Raw genomic sequence first — 21,318 nt, forward strand, 5'->3', positions numbered from 1 at the left:
CCGCCAAGATTGGCGAGTGTAGCAACGCGTCGGCTGGATCGCCCGTCATCAGCGCCGCAGTCCGCGCAGCGTCGGTCGGTAGGTTGGACCGCGTGTCGGGCGAAGAGGTTGCGGTCAGAGCCGAGCGCGTGTTGTCGATCGGAACCGAGTGGTTGTCGAGTGATCCGATGGACGCCCTCCTCGACGCGTTCGGGGACCTACCGTCCGGTCCGGTGATCGACGACGGCTGGCTACCGCTCAACGAGGATCTACCGGATTGGGTGGATGGACTGCTGCGCGGCAACCGCCCCTCGGAGTTGACCTCTGACCACGTCAGACAACTTCAGTCGGCCATGGCTGTCGAGCGTTTTGCAGTGAAGCATTTTGACTTTCGCGCTGCCGAAGGCGGTGGCTACCGCGAGCGCAACCAAGTGACATCCGCCGGTTTCGACGCCGAGACCGAAGCGCTTGTGCGCCGGCAGTGCAACGAACTCGGCTTGGTCGATCCGATGCGGCCTCGCGCGAAGGAGTACGCCAGCACGCTGGTGCTTGGCGGTGGATACAAGTCGCCTCAGATTCGCACTCAGTATGCCGCCGAACTTGCCGCATCTGGAACGGAACTCGGGCAGCTCTACCTGCTCGGAAGTCCTCGGCTGCTCATTGCGGACCCACCGGAGGCGCCCGTCGTCGCCTACTACGCGCCCGGTGCACGGGACGAGTTTGGCCTCATGGTGGCAGCGGCCGTTCGGGAGTTCGACGGTCTGTCCGCAGCGCCGGTCGAGTTCCTATGTGGTTGCACCGAGGACTTTGCGGTCTGTCCGCGCTGGATGTCCGAGCACCCGAACTCTAGTGAACACGTGGACATGCCACCCCGTTTCACTCACCAGCGCCGGGTTAGGTTGCTTGACGCCACAGGAGCGGTGCGTGGCTCGGTGCTGTCCGCGAGCACGGGGCGTCCGCCGTATCGCCCCGACACATCCGACACCTTCGAGCTGTGGGCTCAGGTCGCTGATCCGCGTGAGGGCGACGGCATTCTGATCGTCACCACCCAGGTGTTTGTGCCCTTCCAACGCTTCGACGCTTGCCGGCGGCTGTACCTCGGACATGGCGCTGACATTGACGTCGTCGGATTCGGCGCCGATCGAGGCGACCGTCCCCAGACCACCGAGTACCTGCTGCAGGAGACCCTCTCGGGGATAAGGTCGGCCCGCCGCATGATGGTCGCCGCAGCCGAAATCTTGATCACCCGGGCTCAGTAACGTCGAACTATCGTCCTCGTCATACGAAAGTTGATGATGGCTCGAGTGGCGGGTGGCCAGCTTCCCAGATGGACCTCGGGTCGCAAAGTGACGAAACGGTACACCCAACTTTTACCCCGAACCCGGGACGGCTTCATGCCCACTTGTCGGATGCCGATCCTTCTCGGCCCGGAATCATCGCCGGTCGCATCCGAAATGTTTATTTAACGGGAAGGGTTCTGATTGCTTTGCAGATCGCCTTTTAACGTCCGGTCGGCGTAGCGGTGGAACGCTCGAGACCACATTTCGTCGTTTTCGCGAGTACGAACAGCAGATCGTGACTGAGAACTCGGACCACGCCACGGTGCTGGAGGTGAGTTCGCCGTCATCGACGTCGGCGGTAGTCCGCGCCGCTTGCGCTACTGCGGACCGGCTCCCGCTCTCGACGTCGTGCCACTTCCGAACTATCCGGCGCCCGACGGCGTGAAGCTCGCGGCGGGCTGGCTGGTCGAGCACGCCGGCTTCGGCAGGGGATTCCCGGGTCCGGACGCCCCGGCCCGGCTCTCCACCAAGCACGCGCTGGCGCTGACGAACCGCGGACCGGCGACCACGGCGGACGTCCTGGAGCTGGCCAGACGCGTGCGCGACGGGGTGCGATCCCATTTCGGGATCGATCTCACACCCGAGCCATGCCTGTTCGGCTGCTCCCTCTAGGTACCCTTGGCACACGTGACACTCAATCGCCGCCAGGCCCTCACCGCGCTCGCGGTGGGAACGACGGGTTTTCTCGCCGCATGTGCCGGCACGTCGGTCACCGGTTCGGGTGAGGCGGCCGAGTCCGAGGCCCCCAAGGCGCCCGAGATCACGTTCACCCCGTCGAACTCCACCGCGGACGTGGCGCCGACCATGCCGGTGAGCGTCGAGGTCGACAATGGCTGGTTCCAGAAGGTCACGCTGACCAACTCCGAGGGCCGGGTGGTCAACGGCGTCGTCAACCGGGACCGCAACTCCTTCACCGCCACCGAGCCGCTCGGCTACGGCGTCGAGTACTCCTGGGGTGGTTCCGTGGTCGGCCACGACGGCAAGGCGACGCCGCTCAAGGGCAGCTTCACGACGGTGAACCCGTCCAAGCAGGTGTCCGGGACGTTCCAGCTGGCCGACGGTCAGACCGTCGGCGTGGCCGCGCCCATCATCATGCAGTTCGACTCGGCGATCGACGACGCCGACCGTGCGGGCGTCGAGAAGAACATGATCGTGACCACCGAACCCCCGGTCGAGGGCAGCTGGGCCTGGTTGCCCGACGAGGCCGGCGGCTCCCGCATGCACTGGCGGACGCGCGACTACTACCCCACGGGCACCGTCGTGCACGTCAAGGCCAATCTCTACGGCGTCCCGTTCGGCGAGGGCGCGTTCGGCGCGCAGGACTCGACGCTCGACTTCACGATCGGCCGGCGGCAGGTCGTCAAGGCCGAGGCCTCGAGCCACCGCATCCAGGTGCTCGACGGGGGCGGCGCGGTGATCATGGACTTCGCGTGCAGTTACGGCGAGGGCGACCTCGACCGCAACGTCACCCGCAGCGGCATCCACGTCGTCACCGAGAAGTACGAGGACTTCTACATGACGAACCCCGCGGCGGGCTACGCCAACGTGCGGGAGCGCTTCGCGGTGCGCATCTCCAACAACGGCGAGTTCATCCACTGCAACCCGAACAGCATTGCCTCGCAGGGCAATACGAACGTCACCAACGGTTGCATCAACCTCAACCTCGAGGACTCGCAGCAGTACTTCAACAGCGCGCTCTACGGCGACCCGGTGGAGGTCACCGGCACCCGCATCGACCTGTCCTACGCCGACGGCGACATCTGGGACTGGGCCGTGCCGTGGGAGGAGTGGACGTCCATGTCGGCGCTGGGGGCGCCGGGCACGCCCGCGAACATCCCCGCGAACGCGCCCGCCACACCCAGCGACGCCCCGACGCTGTCGGGGACGCCGACCACCACCGCACCGAGCCAGTCGACGTCCACCCCCGGCGGGTAGCCGAGCGCGTCAGGACCTGCGGTTGAAGCGCCCGTTGGGTGCCTGATCGCGCGGCCGGATCACGATCTGGTCCAGGTTGACGTGCGACGGCCGGGAGGCCACGAACCCGATCACCTCGGCGACGTCGTCGGCCACCAGCGGCGTGATGCCGCGGTAGACGTTGTCCGCCCGGTCCTGATCGCCCTCGAAGCGCACCAGCGAGAACTCGGTCTCGACGGCGCCGGGCGCGAGTTCGGTGAGCCGCACCGGCTTGCCGAGCAGCTCGCCGCGCAGCGTGCGGTGCAGTGCACCCTGCGCGTGCTTGGCCGCGGTGTAGCCCGAGCCGCCGTCGTAGGTCTCGAACGCGGCGATCGAGGTGATGGTGACCACCAGGCCGTCGCCGGAGGCGATCAGGGCGGGCAGCAGGGCCCGCGTCACCCGCAGCGTGCCGAGCACGTTGGTCTCCCACATCCACCGCCAGTTCTCGACGTCGGCCTCCAGCACCGGCTCGAGTCCCTTGGCGCCGCCGGCGTTGTTGACGAGCAGGTCCACCCGGTCGAGGCCGGCCGCGAGGGCGTCCACGGCGGCCTGGTCAGTGACGTCCGCCACAGTGGCGGTGCCGCCGATCTCCGCGGCGACGGCTTCGACGCGGTCGGCGCGGCGGGCCACGCAGACGACGTGGAAGCCAAGGGCGGCAAGGGTTCTCGCGGTGGCCTCACCGATGCCGGAGCTGGCACCGGTGACCACTGCGACGCGCTGGTCTGATGTTGAAGCGGTCATTCCCCCGACTTTAGTCAGCGTGCTAACTTGTGGATGTGTCCGCTAGTCACGCATCCGCTTACGCCGCTCGGCGTGCGTGTTGTTGTTGTTGTCGCACTTTCTGCTGCGCCTGACTAGACCCGGACGACGTTCGTCCCGCTGAGTCGCCAGGTGTGGCCTCGAAAACCACCAGCCGACTTCACCAGAGGATAACACCGTGTCTGCTTCACCCTCCACCACCGTCGCCCCCATCGCGGCCCCCCGTCAGACCCCCGCGGCGCACGCCAAGCGCGCCCTGCTCGCCCGCCACCACATCGTCGCCCCGTCGCTGCGGGTCGCCGACGCCGCCGCGGCCGCCGTCTTCGGCGCCGCCCGGGTGCGCGGACCCATCGCCCGCGACGTGGTCGCAAAGGTCACCGGGCTCAGCATCGCGACCGTGAACCGGCAGGTCACGGCCCTGCTCGACGCCGGCGTGCTGCGCGAGCGGGCCGACCTCGCCGTGTCCGGCGCCATCGGACGACCCCGCGTGCCGGTCGAGGTCAACCACGAACCGTTCCTGACGCTCGCCGTCCACATCGGCGCGCGCGTGACGAGCATCGCGGCCACCGATCTGTTCGGCCGCACCCTCGACGTCGTCGAGATGCCCACGCCGCGCGGCAACCAGGCCGCGGCGCTGGCCGCCCTCGCCGGCAGCACCCGCCGCTACCTCAGCCGCTGGCACCGGCGCCGTCCGCTGTGGGTGGGCGTCACCGCCGGCGGCGTCGTCGACAGCGTGACCGGACTGGTCGACCACCCGCGGCTCGGCTGGGCCGAGGCCCCCGTCGGTCCGGTGCTCGCCGAGGCGCTCGGACTGCCGGTCTCGCTGGCCTCGCACGTCGACGCGATGGCGGGCGCCGAGCTGCTCCTCGGCTCGCGCAGGCCCACGTCCGCGGCGGGCGACGGCGGCACCAGCCTCTACGTGTACGCCCGCGAGACGGTGGGCTACGCGCTGTCGATCGGCGGCCGCGTGCACTCGCCGTCGAGCGGCCCGGGCACGATCGCCGCGCTGCCCGCGCAGTCCGAGATCCTGGGCGGCAGTGGACAGTTGGAGTCGACGGTCAGCGACGAGGCCGTGCTGTCGGCGGCCCGCAGGCTGCGGATCGTGCCCGCCGACGGACCGTCGTCGACCATCGGCGGCGTGCTGCGCGCGGCACGCACCGGCGACGATCAGGCGGCCGGACTGCTGGCCGAACGTGCCCGCGTCCTCGGCGAGGCCGTCGCGCTACTGCGCGACATGCTCAACCCCGACGACCTCGTGGTCGGCGGCCAGGCGTTCACCGAGTATCCCGAGGGCATTCCGCTCGTCGAGGAGGCGTTCGCGAAGCGCTCGGTGCTCGGCGCCCGCGACATCCGCGTCACCTCGTTCGGCAACCGGATCCAGGAGGCCGGCGCGGGCGTGGTGTCGCTCGGTGGGCTGTACGCCGATCCGATCGGCGCCATGCGTCGCGCGCAGTCGCGCCGCACCGAATCGGCCTAGCGGGCACCGGCTGACGAGGGGCGACGACCACCGGTGTAAGGATGGGGTGGTGCGCGTCGCCGTCCTGTCGGTCCATACCTCGCCGCTGGCCCAACCGGGCACCGGCGACGCCGGTGGGATGAACGTCTACGTCCTGCAGAGCGCGCTGGAACTCGCGCGCCGCGGCGTCGAGGTCGAGATCTTCACCAGGGCCACCACCTCCAGCGACGCGCCGGTGGTGCGGGTGGCGCCGGGTGTCCTGGTGCGCAACGTGGTCGCGGGCCCGTTCGAGGGGCTCGACAAGAACGACCTGCCGACGCAGCTGTGCGCGTTCACCGCCGGCGTCCTGCGCGCCGAGGCCACCCACGAACCCGGCTACTACGACGTCGTGCACTCCCACTACTGGCTGTCCGGTCAGGTCGGCTGGCTGGCCCGCGACCGGTGGGCCGTGCCACTGGTGCACACCGCGCACACGCTGGCTGCGGTCAAGAACGCCTCGCTCGCCGAGGGAGACCGCCCCGAACCGCCGCTGCGGGCCGTCGGCGAACAGCAGGTGGTCGACGAGGCGGACCGGCTGATCGTCAACACCGACTACGAAGCGCGGCAACTGGTTTCGCTGCATCACGCGCAGCCCGACCGCATCGACGTCGTGCATCCCGGTGTGGACCTCGCGACGTTCACCCCCGGCGACCGCACCGCCGCGCGCGCCACGCTCGGCATCGGAGTCGACGAGCGCGTGGTGGCGTTCGTCGGCCGCATCCAACCCTTGAAGGCACCCGACGTGCTGCTGCGCGCGGCCGCCAAGCTGCCCGGCCTGCGCGTGCTGGTCGCGGGCGGTCCGTCGGGGAACGGGCTGGCCAATCCGGACGGCCTGGTTCGGCTTGCCGCCGACCTGGGTATCACCGATCGCGTGACGTTCCTTCCGCCCCAGACCCGCGAGCAACTCGTCGAGGTCTACCGGGCCGCCGACGTGGTGGCCATCCCGAGCTATGCCGAGTCCTTCGGCCTGGTCGCCGTCGAGGCGCAGGCGTGCGGCACGCCCGTGGTCGCCGCCGCGGTCGGGGGCCTGCCGGTCGCCGTGCGGGACGGGGTCAGCGGAGCGCTCGTCGCGACCCACGACCCCGACGACTGGGCGGCCGCCATCGACGGCGTGCTCCGGCGCGACCCGGCCGAGATCTCGATCGCGGCCCACGACCACGCCGCCACGTTCTCCTGGGCGCACACCGTCGACGGCCTGCTGGCCAGCTACGGCCACGCCATCACCGACTACCGGTCCCGCCACCAGCGCCGCGACGTCCCGCGACGCGACCGCCGACGGCTCTCGATCCGTCGGGGCGTGCGCGCGTGAGCACCATCGCCGAGATGCGGCAGACCATCGAGGACACGCTGACCGAGGGCGAACTCGAGTACGCCGTCCGCGAGGACGAGCACGGCGACCACCCCGCCGTGATCGTCGCGCTGCCGGGGGAGCGCAAGCTCAAGACCAACACGTTGCTGCGCATCGGCGACCACGCCGTGCGCGTCGAGGCCTTCGTCTGCCGCCGGCCCGACGAGAACCACGAGGGCGTCTACCGCTTCATGCTGCGGCGCAACCGCAAGCTCTACGGCGTGGCCTACACCCTCGACAAGGTCGGCGACATCTACCTGGTGGGCCGGATGGCGCCGCACGCGGTGACCACCGACGAGGTCGACCTCGTGCTGGGCCAGGTGCTCCAGGCCGTCGACGCCGACTTCAACACGCTGCTGGAGTTGGGCTTCCGCACGTCCATCCAGAAGGAATGGGAGTGGCGGGTGTCCCGCGGCGAGTCGCTGAAGAACCTGAAGGCCTTCGAGCACCTCATCGACGACGACGACGGCGACGACGGCGACGACGACTGACCCGTTCCGGCCCGGCCGTGACAGGATGTCCGCATGGCCACGCTGGTGCTGCTCCGCCACGGCGAGAGCGAATGGAACGCCCTGAACCTGTTCACCGGATGGGTGGACGTCGACCTCACCGAGAAGGGTAGGGAGCAGGCCTCCCGCGGCGGGAAGCTGATGGCCGAGGCCGGCGTGCTGCCCGACGTGCTCTACACCTCGCTGATGCGACGGGCGATCACCACCGCCAACCTCGCTCTCGACGCAGCCGACCGGCACTGGATTCCCGTGCACCGCAACTGGCGGCTCAACGAGCGGCACTACGGCGCCCTGCAGGGCCTCGACAAGGCCGCGACCAAGGAGAAGTACGGCGAGGAGCAGTTCATGGCGTGGCGCCGCAGCTACGACACGCCGCCGCCGCCCATCGAGAAGGGCAGCGAGTACAGCCAGGACGCGGATCCGCGCTACGCCGACATCGACGGCGGACCGCTCACCGAGTGCCTGGCCGACGTCGTCGCACGGTTCGTGCCGTACTTCGAGCAGACGATCGTGCCGGACCTGCGCGCCGGACGCACCGTCCTGCTCGCCGCCCACGGGAACTCGCTGCGCGCGCTGGTGAAGTACCTCGACGGGATGTCCGACGCCGACGTCGTCGGCCTCAACATCCCCACCGGCATCCCGCTCGTCTACGAACTGGACGACGACCTGAAGCCCACCGTCCCGGGTGGCCGATACCTCGACCCGGAGGCCGCCGCCGCAGGCGCCGCCGCGGTCGCCGCCCAAGGCGCCAAGTAGCGCACCGGGCGCGGACCGGTGCCCACCCGAGCGAACAGTCGGTTAACTCCGGTGAACGGGTGCCAAACTCCTGTATTTGTCTGTGTGACTTGTCCCGAATTGGCCGCACGCTGCTGGGATGACGTTCACCCAATGCGTACGCTTTGCCCGTGAGTGTGGGGTCCGCACTGTCCCTGGCGACGGTCGTGGCACTGCTCGCGCTGGCGCTCGGCGTCGCGTCGGGAGCGGTGCTCGTTCCGCGTCTTCGTGACCGCCGGGAACGCCGGGCCGCCGATCAGGCGGGCATCACGATCTCAGAAATGCTGCAGCACGTCGTCGCCCTGTCCCCGGTGGGCATCGTCGTGGTCGACATCCACCGCGACGTCGTCTTCATCAACCCCCAGGCGAGTCAGCTGGGCCTGGTGCGGGATCGGCTGCTCGACGACCGTGCCTGGGCCGCCGCGCAACGGACCCTCGTGACCGGCGCCGACGTCGAGGTCGACCTGGCGCCGTCGCGCCGGCACCCCGGGCGTTCGGGACTGCACGTGCGTGGCCACGTCCGGCTGCTGACCGAGGAGGACCGCCGCTTCGCGGTCATCTTCGTCGACGACCAGTCCGAGCACGCCCGCATGGAGGCCACCCGCCGCGACTTCGTGGCCAACGTCAGCCACGAGCTTAAGACCCCGGTCGGCGCCATGGGCGTGCTGGCCGAGGCACTGCTGGCGTCCACCGACGACCCGGAGAACGTGAAGCGGTTCGCCGACAAGATGCTGATCGAATCGCACCGGCTCGCGAACATGGTCGGCGAACTCATCGAGCTGTCCCGGCTGCAGGGCGCCGATCCGCTGCCCGACCTTGAGGCCGTCGACGTCGACACCGTGGTGGCAGAGGCGCTGTCGCGCTACAAGGTGGCCGCCGACAACGCCGACATCGAGATCACCACCGACGCCCCGACCGGCTACCGCGTGTACGGCAACCAGCAGCTGCTCGTCACGGCACTGGCCAACCTGGTGTCCAACGCGATCGCCTACTCGCCCGAGGGGTCGGGGGTGTCGATCTCCCGCCGGCGGCGCGGCGACGACGTCGAGATCGCCGTCACCGACCGCGGCATCGGCATCCCCCGCGCCGACCAGGAGCGGGTGTTCGAGCGGTTCTTCCGCGCCGACAAGGCCCGCTCCCGGGCCACCGGCGGCACCGGCCTCGGACTGGCCATCGTCAAGCACGTGGCCGCCAATCACAACGGATCCATCCGGCTGTGGAGTCAGCCGGGCACCGGGTCGACGTTCACGCTGTCGATACCGGCCTACCCCTTTCACGATGACGACTCAGATCATCTCGACCAATCGGAGGACTGAACCATGACCAGTGTGTTGATCGTGGAGGACATCGAAACGGAAGGCACGGCTCTCTGATGACCAGTGTGTTGATCGTGGAGGACGAGGAGTCGCTGGCGGATCCGCTGGCGTTCCTGCTGCGCAAGGAGGGCTTCGAGGCGACGGTGGTGTCCGACGGGCCCTCGGCCCTGGCCGAGTTCGAGCGGTCCGGAGCCGACATCGTGCTCCTGGATCTGATGCTGCCGGGGATGAGCGGTACCGACGTGTGCAAACAACTTCGCCTGCGGTCCACCGTGCCTGTGATCATGGTCACCGCGCGTGACAGCGAGATCGACAAGGTCGTCGGGCTGGAACTCGGCGCCGACGACTACGTGACGAAGCCGTACTCGGCGCGGGAGCTGATCGCGCGCATCCGGGCCGTGCTGCGCCGCGGCGCCGATCCCGACGAGTCGGGCATCGTCGACGGCGTCCTGGAGGCAGGCCCGGTCCGGATGGACGTCGAGCGGCACGTCGTGTCGGTGAACAGCGATCCGATCACGTTGCCGCTCAAGGAGTTCGACCTGCTCGAGTACCTGATGCGCAACAGTGGCCGGGTGCTCACCCGCGGCCAGCTGATTGATCGGGTGTGGGGCGCGGACTACGTGGGCGACACCAAGACGCTCGACGTCCACGTGAAGCGGCTGCGATCCAAGATCGAGGCGGATCCGGCGAACCCGGTGCACCTCGTCACGGTCCGCGGGCTTGGCTACAAGCTCGAGGGCTGACTCGCAAAAGTTCCGCGCGATGCGATTTCAGCAACGCTCGCATACTTAGCTCGACCTTGCTACTCTTCCTCCCGTGGCCATGCGCTGCGGGGGAATGCGAACCCGCGCACGCGTACGGCGGCGCGGGGGCCCGACTGGAGTCCACGCGGTGAACTCCAGGAGAGAAGCGTCCCAGCGTGTCGTGCCGAGTGTGTGAGTCCGACCAACTACTGAGTGTCCTCGACCTCGGCGCCACCCCGCCGTGCGAGAAGTTCCTGGCAGAAGACGCGCTGGACCAGGCGGAGACCACCTATCCGCTGCACCTGCGACTCTGCGCGGACTGCCTGCTGCTGCAGATCCCGGCGCTCATCACGCCCGAGGACACCTTCACCGAGTACGCGTACTTCTCGTCGTTCTCCGACAGCTGGGTCGCGCACGCCGGACACTTCGTCGCGGCGGCTGTCGACCGGCTGGAGTTGGGAGCGAACTCGTTTGTCGTCGAGGTCGCCAGCAACGACGGTTACCTCCTGCGCCACGTCGTCGACGCGGGCGTCCGGTGCCTGGGGATCGAACCGTCCGTCAACGTCGGCGCCGCCGCCGTCGCCAACGGCGTGCCGACGTTGACCGCCTTCCTCGACGAGGCGACGGGTGCGGGGGTGCGTGCCGAGCACGGGCCGGCCGACCTGGTGGTGGCCAACAACGTCTACGCGCACATCCCCGACGTGCTCGGGTTCACCCGCGGTCTGCGCGCGCTGGTCGCCGACGACGGCTGGGTGTCGATCGAGGTGCACCACGCGCTGGCGCTCGTCGAACAGGCCCAGTTCGACACGATCTACCACGAACACTTCCAGTACTACACGGTCGCGTCCGCGATCAACGCCCTCGCCACCGCCGGCCTGACCGTGGTCGACGTCGAACTCGTCGAGACGCACGGCGGGTCGATCCGGGTGTGGGCACGTCCGGCCGCGGTCGCCGACGAACCGAGTGCGCGGGTCGCCGCGGCACTCGCCATGGAGTCCGACGCGGGCCTGCACGACGTGGCCGGCTACGTCGGCCTGCAGCGGCGGGTCGAGGGGCAGCGGCAGGAACTGCTGCGCTTCCTGCTCGACCGCCGCGCCGAGGGCAAGCGGGTGGTGGCCTACGGCGCGCCCGGCAAGGGCAACACCCTGCTCAACTACTGCGGAATCCGTTCCGACCTCATCGAATACGTCGTGGACCGCAACCCCTACAAGCACGGCCGGTTCACCCCCGGCACGCGCATCCCGATCCATCCCGTGGACCGTCTCGACAAGGACCGGCCCGACGTCATCGTCGTGCTGCCCTGGAACCTCGAGGCGGAGATCACCGCCCAGCTGGGCTACACCGCCGAGTGGGGCGCCGAACTCGTCTACCCGCTACCGACCCTGCACGTCGTCACCCCGGCCGCCGGGGACCGAGAAGGAGAAACGCCATGAAGGTCGTCCTGTTCTGCGGCGGTTACGGCATGCGGATGCGCAACGGTGATGACGACTCCATCCCCAAGCCCATGCAGATGATCGGGCCGCGGCCGCTGATCTGGCACGTGATGCGCTACTACGCGCACTTCGGGCACAAGGACTTCATCCTGTGCCTGGGTTACGGTGCGGCACACATCAAGAACTACTTCCTGACCTACCAGGAATCGGTGTCCAACGACTTCGTGATCCGCGGCGGGAAGGTCGAACTCCTCGATTCCGACATCAGCGACTGGTCGATCACGTTCGTCGACACCGGCCCCGAATCGCCGATCGGCGAGCGCCTTCGACGCGTCAAGAGCTTCGTCGAGGACGAGGAGTACTTCCTGGCCAACTACTCCGACGTGCTCACCGACGCACCGATGAACGACATCATCGACGAGGTGAAGGAGTCGGGCGCCGCGGCGTCGATGCTGATCGTGCCGCCGCAGTCGTCGTTCCACTGCGTCGACATCGAGGGCACCGGTGCCATCACCGGCATCACGCCGGTGTCGCGTCTCCCGATCTGGGAGAACGGCGGCTTCTTCGTGCTGTCCAACCAGGTGCTCGACATGCTCACCGAGGACTGCGATCTGGTGGAGGACGTCTGCGGTGCGCTGGCCGAGAAGGGCAAGCTGCACGGCTACAAGCACCTCGGGTTCTGGAAGCCGGCCGACACGTTCAAGGAGCGCGCCGAACTCGACTCCGGCTATGCGCGTGGCGACCGCCCGTGGATGCTGTGGGAGCACGCCAAGGAACCCGTTCCCTCGTGATCTCGCTGAGCGCCGCCGAGGTCGGCGAGATCGCCGTGCTGGGAGCGCATTGCGACGACATCGCGATCGGCATGGGCGCGACGCTGCTGACGCTCGCCCGGTCGAACCCGGGCCTGCGGGTGCACGCGCTGGTGCTCAGCGGTGGCGGCACCGACCGCGAGGCCGAGGAACGCGCGGCACTGGCCGCGTTCTGTCCGGACGCCGTGGTGACCGCCACGATCCTCGATCTGCCCGACGGCCGCGCGCCGCAGCACTGGGACCGGATCAAGCAGGCGCTGGGCGACTTTCGCCGCACCTGCGAGCCGGACGTCGTGTTCGCGACCCAGCGCCACGACGCGCACCAGGATCACCGCACGCTCGCCGAGTTGGTCCCCACGGAGTTCCGGGACCATCTGACGCTCGGCTACGAGATCCTCAAGTGGGAGACGGACACCCCAACCCCAACCGTGTTCCACGGCCTGGACGCCGCGACCGCGGAGGAGAAGGTGAAGCTCCTGCACGAGCACTACCCCTCGCAGCGCAGCCGCGACTGGTTCGACGAGCTGTCGTTCCTCGGGCTGTCCCGGCTGCGCGGCGTGCAGTGCCGCAGCCCGCACGCCGAGGCGTTCGTGGTGGACAAGGTATCAGTGACTTTCGGTAACGACGGCAGTGGAGGCAGCAGATGAGTCAGCGGGTTCTGGTCACCGGCCATCAGGGATATCTGGGCACCGTCATGGTCCCGATCCTGCGACAGGCGGGCCACGACGTCGTCGGGTTGGACAACGGCTACTTCGCGGACTGCGTGCTGGGCCCCCTCCCGGACGACCCGCCGAATCTGGCGGTCGACCTGCGCGACGTGACGGCCGAACACCTGCGCGGGTTCGACGCCGTGGTGCACCTCGCCGCGCTGTCCAACGATCCGCTGGGCGCGCTCGATCCCGAGATCACGTTCGGCATCAACCATCACGCGTCGGTGCGGCTGGCGGCCGCCGCCAAGGAGGCCGGCGTACGCCGCTTCCTGTACGCCTCGACGTGCTCGGTGTACGGGGCGGCGGGGCAGGACCTGGTCGGCGAGGATGCCGAGCTGCATCCCATCACGCCGTACGCGATCAGCAAGGTCCGCGTGGAGGGCGACGTCGCCGCGATGGCCGACTCGGCCTTCACCCCGGTGTTCCTGCGCAACGCCACGGCCTTCGGCTTCTCCCCGCGGCTGCGCGCCGACATCGTGCTGAACAACCTCGTTGGGCACGCCGTGCTGTCCGGCGTGGTGCGGGTGCTGTCGGACGGCACGCCGTGGCGGCCGCTGGTGCACGCCGTCGACATCGCGCGGGCGTTCCAGGTGTGCCTCGAGGCGCCCGCCGACGTCGTCTCGGCGCGCGCCTACAACGTGGGCACGGAGGCCAACAACCTCACCGTGGCGCAGATCGCCGACGCCGTCTGCGACACGGTTCCCGCGGCGGAGCTGCTGATCACCGGCGAGAGCGGATCCGACCCCCGGTCCTACCGCGTCGACTTCAGCAGGGCGCGAACGGAACTGGGCTTCGAGGCGCTGTGGTCGGTGGCCGACGGTGCGAGCGAGCTGTTCAACGCCTACACCGCGTTCGGGTTGACGCGCGACGCCTTCGACAACGGCTTCACCCGGCTCGCGCGGTTGGAGGCGCTGCGATCCTCCGGAGCGATCGACCAGGCGATGCGCCGTGTCAGCGCAGCAGTGTGACCAGATCCCGCCAGCTGCCCGCGGCGGCGTCCCGAGCGGACACGACGCCGACGGGGTGCGGCCAGTCGATCGCGAGATCCGGATCGTCGTGAGCCACCCCGACGTCCTCCGCCGGGTCGTGTGGCCGGTCGATGCGGTAGCAGACGTCGGCCTCGTCGGTCAGCGCCTGGAAGCCGTGCAGGAATCCCGGCGGGACGTAGAGGTGTCGGAATTCCTCGTCGTCGAGCCGGAAGGCCTCGTGCCTGCCGAACGTCGGCGAATCCGGCCGGATGTCGACCAGGACGTCGTGGACGGCGCCGCGCGCGCACCGCACCAGCTTCGCCTCGCCGCGGCCGCGCCTGCCGTGCATGCCGCGGATGACGCCGCGGCGCGAGCGGGACTGGGAGTCCTGCACGAAGCGCGCCGAGGTGCCCGCACCCGCCCACCCGTCGAACTCGTCGGCGTCGAAGGTGCGGGTGAACAGTCCGCGGTCGTCGTGGAAGGGTTCGGGGACCAGGACGATCACACCCGACAGTCCGGCCGGTTCGATGCGCACGCGGTCATGGTCGCATGAGTGCCTGCCGCGCGTGTGGGGCCGGGGGACTGCACCGCGTCCTCGATCTCGGCGAGGTACCGGCGGCCGACCACTTCCCGCCGGCCGGATCGCCCGTCGAGCCGGGCGAGACGAGCCACCCGCTGGCGATGGACCTCTGCACGGTGTGCGGGCTGGCCCAACTCGCCGACGACGACACGGTCACCAGCGAGCCCCGCGGGGTGGAACCCCGGGTGCTGGTGGATCAGGCGCTCGACGCCGTGGGCAGGGTCGCCGACGCGGGGTGGCTGACCGGAACGTCGGTGCGCGAGTTCGGCAGTCCGCACGGCGGCAGCTGGCTGCCGCTGCTCGCCGACCGCGGCATGACCGTCACCGATTGGCCCGCCGACGTGGTGCTGGACTGCTTCGGCATCATGCACGAACCCGATCAGCGGGCGGCGTTCGCCGAGCGGGCCGCCGCCACCGCGCCAGAGGGCGTGCTGCTGGTCCAGTACCACGAATTGGGCGCGATCACCTCGGCCGGTCAGTGGAATGCGCTGCGCCACGGGCACTTCGCGTACTACTCGATGCCCGCGCTGGAGGCCCTGCTGACGGGTGCGGGCATGCGCGCCGTCGCCGTGTGGCACTTCGGCCTCTACGGCGGCACCGCGCTCGTCGCCGCCGTGCACCGCGGCTCCACGCGGGACGCGCTGCGCGACCCGGAGATCGACCGGATGCTGGCGGGCGAGGCAGCGTTGGCCACGCCCGCGGGACTGGCGACCCTGCAGTCCGCCGCCGACCATCACGCGACGGCGTTGCGGACCTACCTCGAACGCGAGCGCGCCGCGGGGCGGCGCTGCCACGGCTACGGCGCGGCGTCGCGCGCGGTGGCCCTCCTGGCGTTGGCGGGACTCGACCGCGGCCTGCTGCAGAGCGTGGCCGACGCGTCGACCGCCAAGCAGGGCCGCCGGATGCCGGGCACCGACATCCCCATCACGTCCCCGGCGGACCTCGTCGCCGCCGACCCCGACGTGGTGGTGCTGACGCTGGCCGACCTGCTGCCCGAGGTCTCGGCCCGCTTCCCGGAGCTGGCCGGCCGCTGGGTCACCGATGAGTCGATCGCCGCCCGGACTGTGCGATGAGCATGCTGCGCCGAGCCTGCATGGTGGCGCGTCCGACCCAGCCGATCAGCCGGTCCGAGCAGCGCACCTGCCAGGCGGCGTCGTCGCTGATGCGCTTGCTCAGCTCCACCTGCTGATCGAACTGCGACTTCGCCGAGGTGAACGTGGTTGCGCCGTCGGCGGATACGCGGAACGCCGCGGACGGCGTCGGGAGCCCCACGAAGTCGCCCTGGCGCAGCAGCCGCGTCCACAGTTCGAGTTCCATCGGGTAGAGCAGGTCACCCTTGAAGCCGCCCACCGCGCGGAAGTCGGCGCGGCGGAACGTCACTGCCGCGGACGGGCCGATGGGGTTGCCGCCGCTGCGCACCACGTGCCGCACGACGGTCCTGCCGTCGTGGCGGCCGATGAGCCGGCGCAGGCCGGTGGATCGGCGCAGCGGGAGGCCGCGGTCGTCGAGCAGGTCGGTCTTGCAGGCGACCATCGCGACGTCCGGATCGTCCATCAGGACGCGGGCCTGATCGGCCACGCACGTCTCGTCGATGAGGTCGTCGGCGCACAGCAGTTTGATCAGCGGTGCGCGGCACAGGTCGACGACGCGGTTCCAGTTGTCGGGCATCGACAGCGTGCTGTCGTTGCGTTCGACCCGCAGACGCGGGTCGCGCATCTCCGCGAGGATCCGTCGCGTGCCGTCGGTGGTGTTGTTGTCCAGGACGACGATCTCCATGTCCTGGAACGTCTGCGCGAACGCGGCGTCCAGCGTCTCCTTGAGGTGCCGTTCGGCCTGGTAGGCCGGAATGCACAGCGAGACAGCGGGTGTGCGGGTGTTCTCCATGAGATCGTTCATCAGCCCCCCAGGCGTCTGACCTTCGATGTCCTGCGGGTCAGCACCGCGCCGAGCGCGTTGACCCCGGTCCCGCGCAACGTCGCCACCGCGGCGGCGACGTCTTCGCGCGAATTCTCCCCCACCTCGACGACCAGCAGTGCACCGTCCGACGCGGCCCCCACGATCGACGCGTCTGCAGCGTCGAGTACCGGTGCAGCATAGACGATCACGAGGTCGAACTCCTGGCGCAGCGACTCCAGCACCTTGGGCAGCCGGCCCGACGAGAGCAGCGAGGTCGCGGTGGTGCCCGCGGGAACCGTTCCGGCGCCGAGGATGTGGACGGCCGGCGTGTTCCAGGTCGGCAGTCGCTCGGCGACCTCGATCGTCATCTCGGGTTCGCGCAGCAGGTCCGCGAGGCCCTGGTGGCTGGACGGCACGGTGCCGAAGTTCTGGCCGCTGCGCATGTCTGCGTTGACCAGCAGCATGCGGGCGCCCGACTCGCTGGCCGCGCGGCCGAGGTCGACCGCTGCGGAGAACGCCGCCTCCTGCGAGTGCACGCCGACGACCGTCAGCACCTGGCCGGACCCGGCCGCGGACATGCGCAGCCGGCGGAACTCCTCGACGCGCTGGTCGCCGTCGGTCCACGGCACCGACACGGCGTGCGGCGGCTCGGACAGCACGGGCAGGCCGGCGCCCTCGACGTCGCCGGCGCCGCGCACCTTGTTGTCGAGGCGATCCCGCACGATGGCGATGATCAGGCCGACGATCAGGCCGCCGAGCGCACCGAACAGCAGGTTCATCGCGGTCGTGGACCCGGTCTTCGACGCCGCCTTGGCGGCCTCGACCACGGTCAGGTTGGTGAAGGGGTTGTTCTGCAGGCCGGTGTTGCGCAGTTCCACCGTGCCGACCATCTGGACGAACTGGCGTGCCGCGGAGTCGGCCATCCGGCGTGCCTCGGTGGGATCGTGGTCGGTGACGGTGATCTCGATGAGGGCCGTCTCCGGCTCGGCGGCGGCGGCGATGCTGCCCGCGACGTCACCGGCGTCGCGGTCGAGCTTGAGGTCGTCGACCACCCGCTGGGCCAGCAGGTCGCTGGTCACCAGCGCGGCGTAGGACAGCGCACGGTCCTTGGTGAACATGCCGCACTGGTAGGCCTGTTCGATCGAGCCCTCGGCGCACGTGCCGACGAGCACGCGCGTGGAGCTGTGGTACTCGGGCGGCGCCAGGAAGGAGACGACGCCCGCGCCGAGCACGCCGAGGACGACGGCCGTGGCGATGATGATCCAGCGGCGGGCCACCAGGCGGGCGAAGTCGAGCAGCCCGGTCGGGGCGCCCGCCTCGTCGCCGGCGGCGACGGACGGTGGCGGGGGCGCAGGCTGGATGCGCTCGTGCAGATCTGTCATGGGTGCTCCTATTTCTCCGATGTCCCTGCGCCGACGGCAGGCGCTGCTGCCAGGTCGGCGGTTCCGAGGGGACGGTGGTCGGCCGCCTCGGGTGCGTCGCGTAGCCCGAAGACCTTGATCACGAGCGGAATGCAGTTCAGTGCGGCGGCCGCGCAGCCGCCGATCGCGGCGCCGAACGCGCCGTAGAGGTGTCCGCCGACGCCGATGGCGCTGATGAAGACGACGGCGAAGCCGACGCCGACCTTGGCGACGAACTGCTCGTTGCCCTGCGCCTGCAGGATGGCGCTCAGTGCGGCGGCGAGGATCGCGAACGGGATGCCGACCACGAGCACCGTCAGCGGGAGGCCCGCGGGTCGGTAGTCGGCGCCGTAGAGCAGTTGGCAGAGCGGCTCGGCGACGAAGTAGCCTGCGGGCGCGGCGATCGCGAGGACCACCGGCAGCAGCATCGTGAGCCGGACACCGATCTTGCGCGCCTGCGCGGGCGTGGCGCGCGCCGCGGGCGGCAGCACGGTGGAGGCCAGCGTGCCGGGGATGAGGATCAGCGGGCTGGTGACGCGCGAGGCCGCGGCGTACAGGCCGGCACTGTGGGCGCCGGAGAAGAGCGACACCAGAAACGTGTCGAGCGTGGTGATCTGGGCGGTGACGCTGTTGACGAAGAACGCGTACGAGTTCGTCAGCACCGTCCGCCACGGCAGACGATCCGCGATCTTCACCACGCGCGAGCGCAGGAAGTAGGTGCTCTGGACGTAGCCCGCGAGCGCGCCGATCAGCTGGGCCAGGCAGTACGCCCACAGCGCGGACACCCCGCCGATCACCAGCGCGACGAAGATCAGGAACTGGATGCCACGGCGCAGCAGGATCGACGACGCGGGAACGACTTTCGAGTCCGCCGCGATCGGGACGCTGAGCCGGTACTCGACGCACCGGTCGATCGCGACGGACAGGATGAGCGCCGTCATCGACAGCGGGATCAGGTCGCCGGCCGACAGCCCGAGGCCGACGGCGAAGGCGAGCGTCCCGAAGCCCCAGGTGGTCATGGTGGTGAAGCGCAGGGCGGAGGCGACCATCACGTGGTCCTCGCGCGCATAGGACTTCGAGATCAGCGTCGAGAGCCCGAAGTCGGTGATGGTGAACAGCACCATGCAGAACCCGATGATCGCCGACGTCATGCCGATGTCCGAGGGGGCCACGGCCCGGGCGAGGACGATGACGTTGACGGCCTGCAGCACGTTCGCGAGGATGCGCGCCGACAGGATCGAGGCGAACTGGGCGTTCACGACGCGTGCGCAGTCTCGCGGATGCGGCGCACGGCGAACGGCGGCCAGCTGAGCGCGGCACCGGCGAGCAGAACGGTCTTCGCCGTCTTGCTCGACGTGCCCGCCTGCATCGACCGGCGGTACAGGCCCAGGCTGAGGCTCTCGGCGCGGATCTTCATGCGCTTGGGGACGGTGAGGTCCTCGCGGTAGCGACGGACGTTGAGGGTGTCGAGCCCACAGGTACGGCGGTAGTGGTTGCGAACCGCGAGCCCGATGTTGGTGCGGACCGCGACCATGCTCGAGGCGTTGATGCCACCGCCGTGGAACGAGTAGTCGAGGACGTGGCGGTCGAGGTTGGCGAGTTCGCCGACCTCGGACAGTCGCAGGAACAGATCCCAGTCCTCGGCGACGCCCTCGTCCCAGTATCCGCCGACCCGGTCGAGCGCGGACCGGCGCATGACGACGGCGGGGTGGCACACCGCGTGCTGGCCGCGCAGCAGCGCGGCGACGATCGTGTCGTGGTCGAGCGGGAAGCGCGACGACGATTCGGCCACACCGTTGATGACCCGGCGGATCTGACCGCCGGCGAGCACGACGTCGGGGTGGTCCGCCATGAACTCGACCTGGGCGTCGAACCGTCCGGGGGCCGAGACGTCGTCGGCGTCCATGCGGGCGATGAACGGGGCCCGCGCGGCGGCGATGCCCTCGTTGAGCGACGCGGCCAGGCCCCGGTTGGGCCGGGAGATGACGCGCACCCGGGGATCGGTGGTCAGCTCGGCGAGCACGGCCGCGGTGTCGTCGGTGCTGCCGTCGTCGATGACGATCAGTTCGAGGGCGACGGTGTTGCCGCCGAGCACGCTGCGGGCGGCGGCGCCCAGCGTGTGCGCCGAGTCGTACGTCGGCAGGACGACGCTGAGGACGGGTTCGCCCCAGCCGTCACCGGCCACGGAGCACTGCCATGACGAAGCGGGCGTTGCCGAACAGGTAGCGACGCCACAGCCGCTTCGGCTCGGCGCAGAGCCGGTAGAACCACTCGAAGCCGGAGTTCTGCACCCACCTGGGCGCTTCGCGCACCGATCCCGCGACGAAGTCGAATGCCGCTCCGACGCCGACGAAGACGCCGGGCAGTCGGTCGGCGAGGATCGCGGCGGCGAAGTCCTGCTTCGGCGTGCCCATCCCGATCCAGATGATGTCGGCGCCCGATCGTGCGATGCGCTCGATGCACGCCTCGTCGATGGACTCCTCGACCGGGCCGAAGGGCGGCGAGTACGAGTCGACGATGTTGACGCCCGGATACCGGGCCTCGGCCTCGTCGGTGAGCTTGGTGAGCACGTCGTCGGTGGCGCCGAGCATGAAGTGGCGCAGGTCGCGCTTGCGGCCGCGGTCGAGGACCTCGACGAAGAAGGAGGGACCGCGTACGCGGCCGGTCTTCTCCGGGTCGCGGGCCCTGCTGCGCATCGCCCATGCGACGGGCGCGCCGTCGGGGAACGTCAGGCCGGGCCCGTCGAAGATCTCGCGGTACTCGGGGTCCTGGCTGGCGAGCGCGACGCAGTAGGCGTTGGAGAGGCGCACCGCCACGCCCGTGGGCGTGCGGTCCGCGGCGATGTCGATGACGTCCTCGACTGCCGTGTCCATGTCGGTCACCTCGAAGGGCAACCCGCCGATCAGGACGCACTCGCGTGCGGTGCTCAGCTCGAGATCTTTGAAGTCAGTCACAGGTTTTTCCGTGTCGATGTTTGCCATGTTATTAACGTGCAAATTCATTCGAAGTGTGAAGGTAGGTCGCGAAACCAGCCTTCCGGAGGCCGTTGTACCCGGCCTGAGGAATCGTACTACTGGTATGCATTTCTTCGCTACTCCGCTCAATATGGCAGTTCTCCTGCACTTCTTAGGTGGAGTTATACACCAGCTCTGACCAGCATCTCTACGCCAGTGGCGCCTGGCGGGTGTGATTCCGGCCACCGGATCGTTCTCGACGTTTCGCATCAATGTGCCGTTTCAGCAAACTATTGCTATAGTGCCGACAGCGCCGATCGGGCGCACGGGGGGACGCGGGAGGTGACGACGT

General features: G+C 69.6%; 20 protein-coding genes and 1 pseudogene. 14 read left to right on the forward strand and 7 right to left on the reverse strand.

Annotated elements, in window-relative coordinates; genetic code table 11:
• Positions 1 to 92: 92 nt before the first annotated feature.
• The 3 genes and pseudogenes from AC1MEY_RS27230 (at position 93) to AC1MEY_RS27240 (ending at position 3,254) form a co-directional block, all read left to right on the forward strand.
• On the forward strand, positions 93 to 1,238 hold the full coding sequence (locus tag AC1MEY_RS27230; RefSeq protein WP_480228443.1) for a hypothetical protein: 1,146 nt from the start codon (positions 93 to 95) through the stop codon (positions 1,236 to 1,238).
• Positions 1,239 to 1,670: 432 nt separating this feature from the next.
• Positions 1,671 to 1,931 (forward strand): annotated as a pseudogene (gene murB, locus AC1MEY_RS27235) (UDP-N-acetylmuramate dehydrogenase); the annotation flags it as partial.
• A gap of 15 nt (positions 1,932 to 1,946) precedes the next feature.
• Entirely contained in the window at positions 1,947 to 3,254 is a 1,308-nt protein-coding gene (locus AC1MEY_RS27240) for a L,D-transpeptidase (protein ID WP_480228444.1), read from the forward strand.
• A 9-nt stretch (positions 3,255 to 3,263) separates the two neighbouring features.
• Here AC1MEY_RS27240 and AC1MEY_RS27245 read toward each other — a convergent pair whose 3' ends face one another.
• The gene (locus AC1MEY_RS27245) at positions 3,264 to 4,013 is read right to left on the reverse strand and encodes an SDR family NAD(P)-dependent oxidoreductase (protein ID WP_480228445.1); all 750 of its coding nucleotides are present in this window, start codon (positions 4,011 to 4,013) and stop codon (positions 3,264 to 3,266) included.
• A 229-nt stretch (positions 4,014 to 4,242) separates the two neighbouring features.
• Between AC1MEY_RS27245 and AC1MEY_RS27250 the strand changes: the two genes are divergently transcribed.
• From AC1MEY_RS27250 to AC1MEY_RS27295, 10 genes are all read left to right on the forward strand, one after another.
• The gene (locus AC1MEY_RS27250; RefSeq protein ID WP_480231697.1) at positions 4,243 to 5,508 is read left to right on the forward strand and encodes an ROK family protein; all 1,266 of its coding nucleotides are present in this window, start codon (positions 4,243 to 4,245) and stop codon (positions 5,506 to 5,508) included.
• Positions 5,509 to 5,518: 10 nt separating this feature from the next.
• Complete coding sequence (gene mshA, locus AC1MEY_RS27255; RefSeq protein WP_480231698.1) at positions 5,519 to 6,835, forward strand: D-inositol-3-phosphate glycosyltransferase; 1,317 nt, start codon at positions 5,519 to 5,521, stop codon at positions 6,833 to 6,835.
• A 14-nt stretch (positions 6,836 to 6,849) separates the two neighbouring features.
• The gene (locus tag AC1MEY_RS27260; protein ID WP_480231699.1) at positions 6,850 to 7,365 is read left to right on the forward strand and encodes a type III secretion system chaperone family protein; all 516 of its coding nucleotides are present in this window, start codon (positions 6,850 to 6,852) and stop codon (positions 7,363 to 7,365) included.
• 33 nt (positions 7,366 to 7,398) lie between these two features.
• Positions 7,399 to 8,139 (forward strand): phosphoglyceromutase, encoded by a 741-nt coding sequence (locus tag AC1MEY_RS27265; protein WP_480228446.1) that lies wholly within the window; start codon positions 7,399 to 7,401, stop codon positions 8,137 to 8,139.
• 149 nt (positions 8,140 to 8,288) lie between these two features.
• Complete coding sequence (locus tag AC1MEY_RS27270; RefSeq protein ID WP_480228447.1) at positions 8,289 to 9,473, forward strand: sensor histidine kinase; 1,185 nt, start codon at positions 8,289 to 8,291, stop codon at positions 9,471 to 9,473.
• Positions 9,474 to 9,529: 56 nt separating this feature from the next.
• Positions 9,530 to 10,216 carry a two-component sensory transduction protein RegX gene (gene regX, locus AC1MEY_RS27275; RefSeq protein WP_480228448.1) on the forward strand — a complete coding sequence of 229 codons (687 nt, stop codon included), beginning with the start codon at positions 9,530 to 9,532 and terminating at the stop codon, positions 10,214 to 10,216.
• Positions 10,217 to 10,392: 176 nt separating this feature from the next.
• Positions 10,393 to 11,649, forward strand: a complete 1,257-nt coding sequence (locus tag AC1MEY_RS27280; protein WP_480228449.1) for a class I SAM-dependent methyltransferase — start codon at positions 10,393 to 10,395, stop codon at positions 11,647 to 11,649.
• A complete protein-coding gene (locus AC1MEY_RS27285) occupies positions 11,646 to 12,440 on the forward strand; it encodes a glycosyltransferase family protein (protein WP_480228450.1) in 795 nt (264 codons plus the stop codon). Before AC1MEY_RS27280 ends, AC1MEY_RS27285 begins: the two co-directional genes overlap by 4 nt.
• The gene (locus AC1MEY_RS27290; RefSeq protein WP_480228451.1) at positions 12,437 to 13,105 is read left to right on the forward strand and encodes a PIG-L deacetylase family protein; all 669 of its coding nucleotides are present in this window, start codon (positions 12,437 to 12,439) and stop codon (positions 13,103 to 13,105) included. The genes AC1MEY_RS27285 and AC1MEY_RS27290 overlap by 4 nt, the downstream gene beginning before the upstream one ends.
• Positions 13,102 to 14,136, forward strand: coding sequence for an NAD-dependent epimerase/dehydratase family protein (locus tag AC1MEY_RS27295; protein WP_480228452.1), 1,035 nt, complete (start codon positions 13,102 to 13,104; stop codon positions 14,134 to 14,136). Before AC1MEY_RS27290 ends, AC1MEY_RS27295 begins: the two co-directional genes overlap by 4 nt.
• On the opposite strand, the gene rfbC is transcribed toward AC1MEY_RS27295, so the two are convergent.
• A complete protein-coding gene (gene rfbC / locus AC1MEY_RS27300; RefSeq protein WP_480228453.1) occupies positions 14,120 to 14,671 on the reverse strand; it encodes a dTDP-4-dehydrorhamnose 3,5-epimerase in 552 nt (183 codons plus the stop codon). The genes AC1MEY_RS27295 and rfbC overlap by 17 nt on opposite strands.
• A gap of 14 nt (positions 14,672 to 14,685) precedes the next feature.
• Here rfbC and AC1MEY_RS27305 point away from each other — a divergent pair, with 14 nt between their 5' ends.
• Entirely contained in the window at positions 14,686 to 15,789 is a 1,104-nt protein-coding gene (locus tag AC1MEY_RS27305) for a class I SAM-dependent methyltransferase (RefSeq protein ID WP_480228454.1), read from the forward strand.
• On the opposite strand, the gene AC1MEY_RS27310 is transcribed toward AC1MEY_RS27305, so the two are convergent.
• From AC1MEY_RS27310 to AC1MEY_RS27330, 5 genes are read right to left on the reverse strand one after another with little or no spacing between them, the layout of a single operon-like run.
• Positions 15,752 to 16,612, reverse strand: coding sequence for a glycosyltransferase family 2 protein (locus AC1MEY_RS27310; protein WP_480228455.1), 861 nt, complete (start codon positions 16,610 to 16,612; stop codon positions 15,752 to 15,754). The genes AC1MEY_RS27305 and AC1MEY_RS27310 overlap by 38 nt on opposite strands.
• Positions 16,612 to 17,994, reverse strand: a complete 1,383-nt coding sequence (locus tag AC1MEY_RS27315; RefSeq protein ID WP_480228456.1) for a tyrosine-protein kinase domain-containing protein — start codon at positions 17,992 to 17,994, stop codon at positions 16,612 to 16,614. The genes AC1MEY_RS27310 and AC1MEY_RS27315 overlap by 1 nt, the downstream gene beginning before the upstream one ends.
• 8 nt (positions 17,995 to 18,002) lie before the next feature.
• The gene (locus AC1MEY_RS27320; RefSeq protein ID WP_480228457.1) at positions 18,003 to 19,271 is read right to left on the reverse strand and encodes an oligosaccharide flippase family protein; all 1,269 of its coding nucleotides are present in this window, start codon (positions 19,269 to 19,271) and stop codon (positions 18,003 to 18,005) included.
• Positions 19,268 to 20,197 (reverse strand): glycosyltransferase family 2 protein, encoded by a 930-nt coding sequence (locus AC1MEY_RS27325; protein ID WP_480228458.1) that lies wholly within the window; start codon positions 20,195 to 20,197, stop codon positions 19,268 to 19,270. Before AC1MEY_RS27325 ends, AC1MEY_RS27320 begins: the two co-directional genes overlap by 4 nt.
• Positions 20,187 to 20,966, reverse strand: coding sequence for a WecB/TagA/CpsF family glycosyltransferase (locus tag AC1MEY_RS27330; protein WP_480228459.1), 780 nt, complete (start codon positions 20,964 to 20,966; stop codon positions 20,187 to 20,189). Before AC1MEY_RS27330 ends, AC1MEY_RS27325 begins: the two co-directional genes overlap by 11 nt.
• Positions 20,967 to 21,318: the final 352 nt, after the last annotated feature.

It is taken from the genome of Mycobacterium sp. PTI7, from assembly GCF_056679845.1.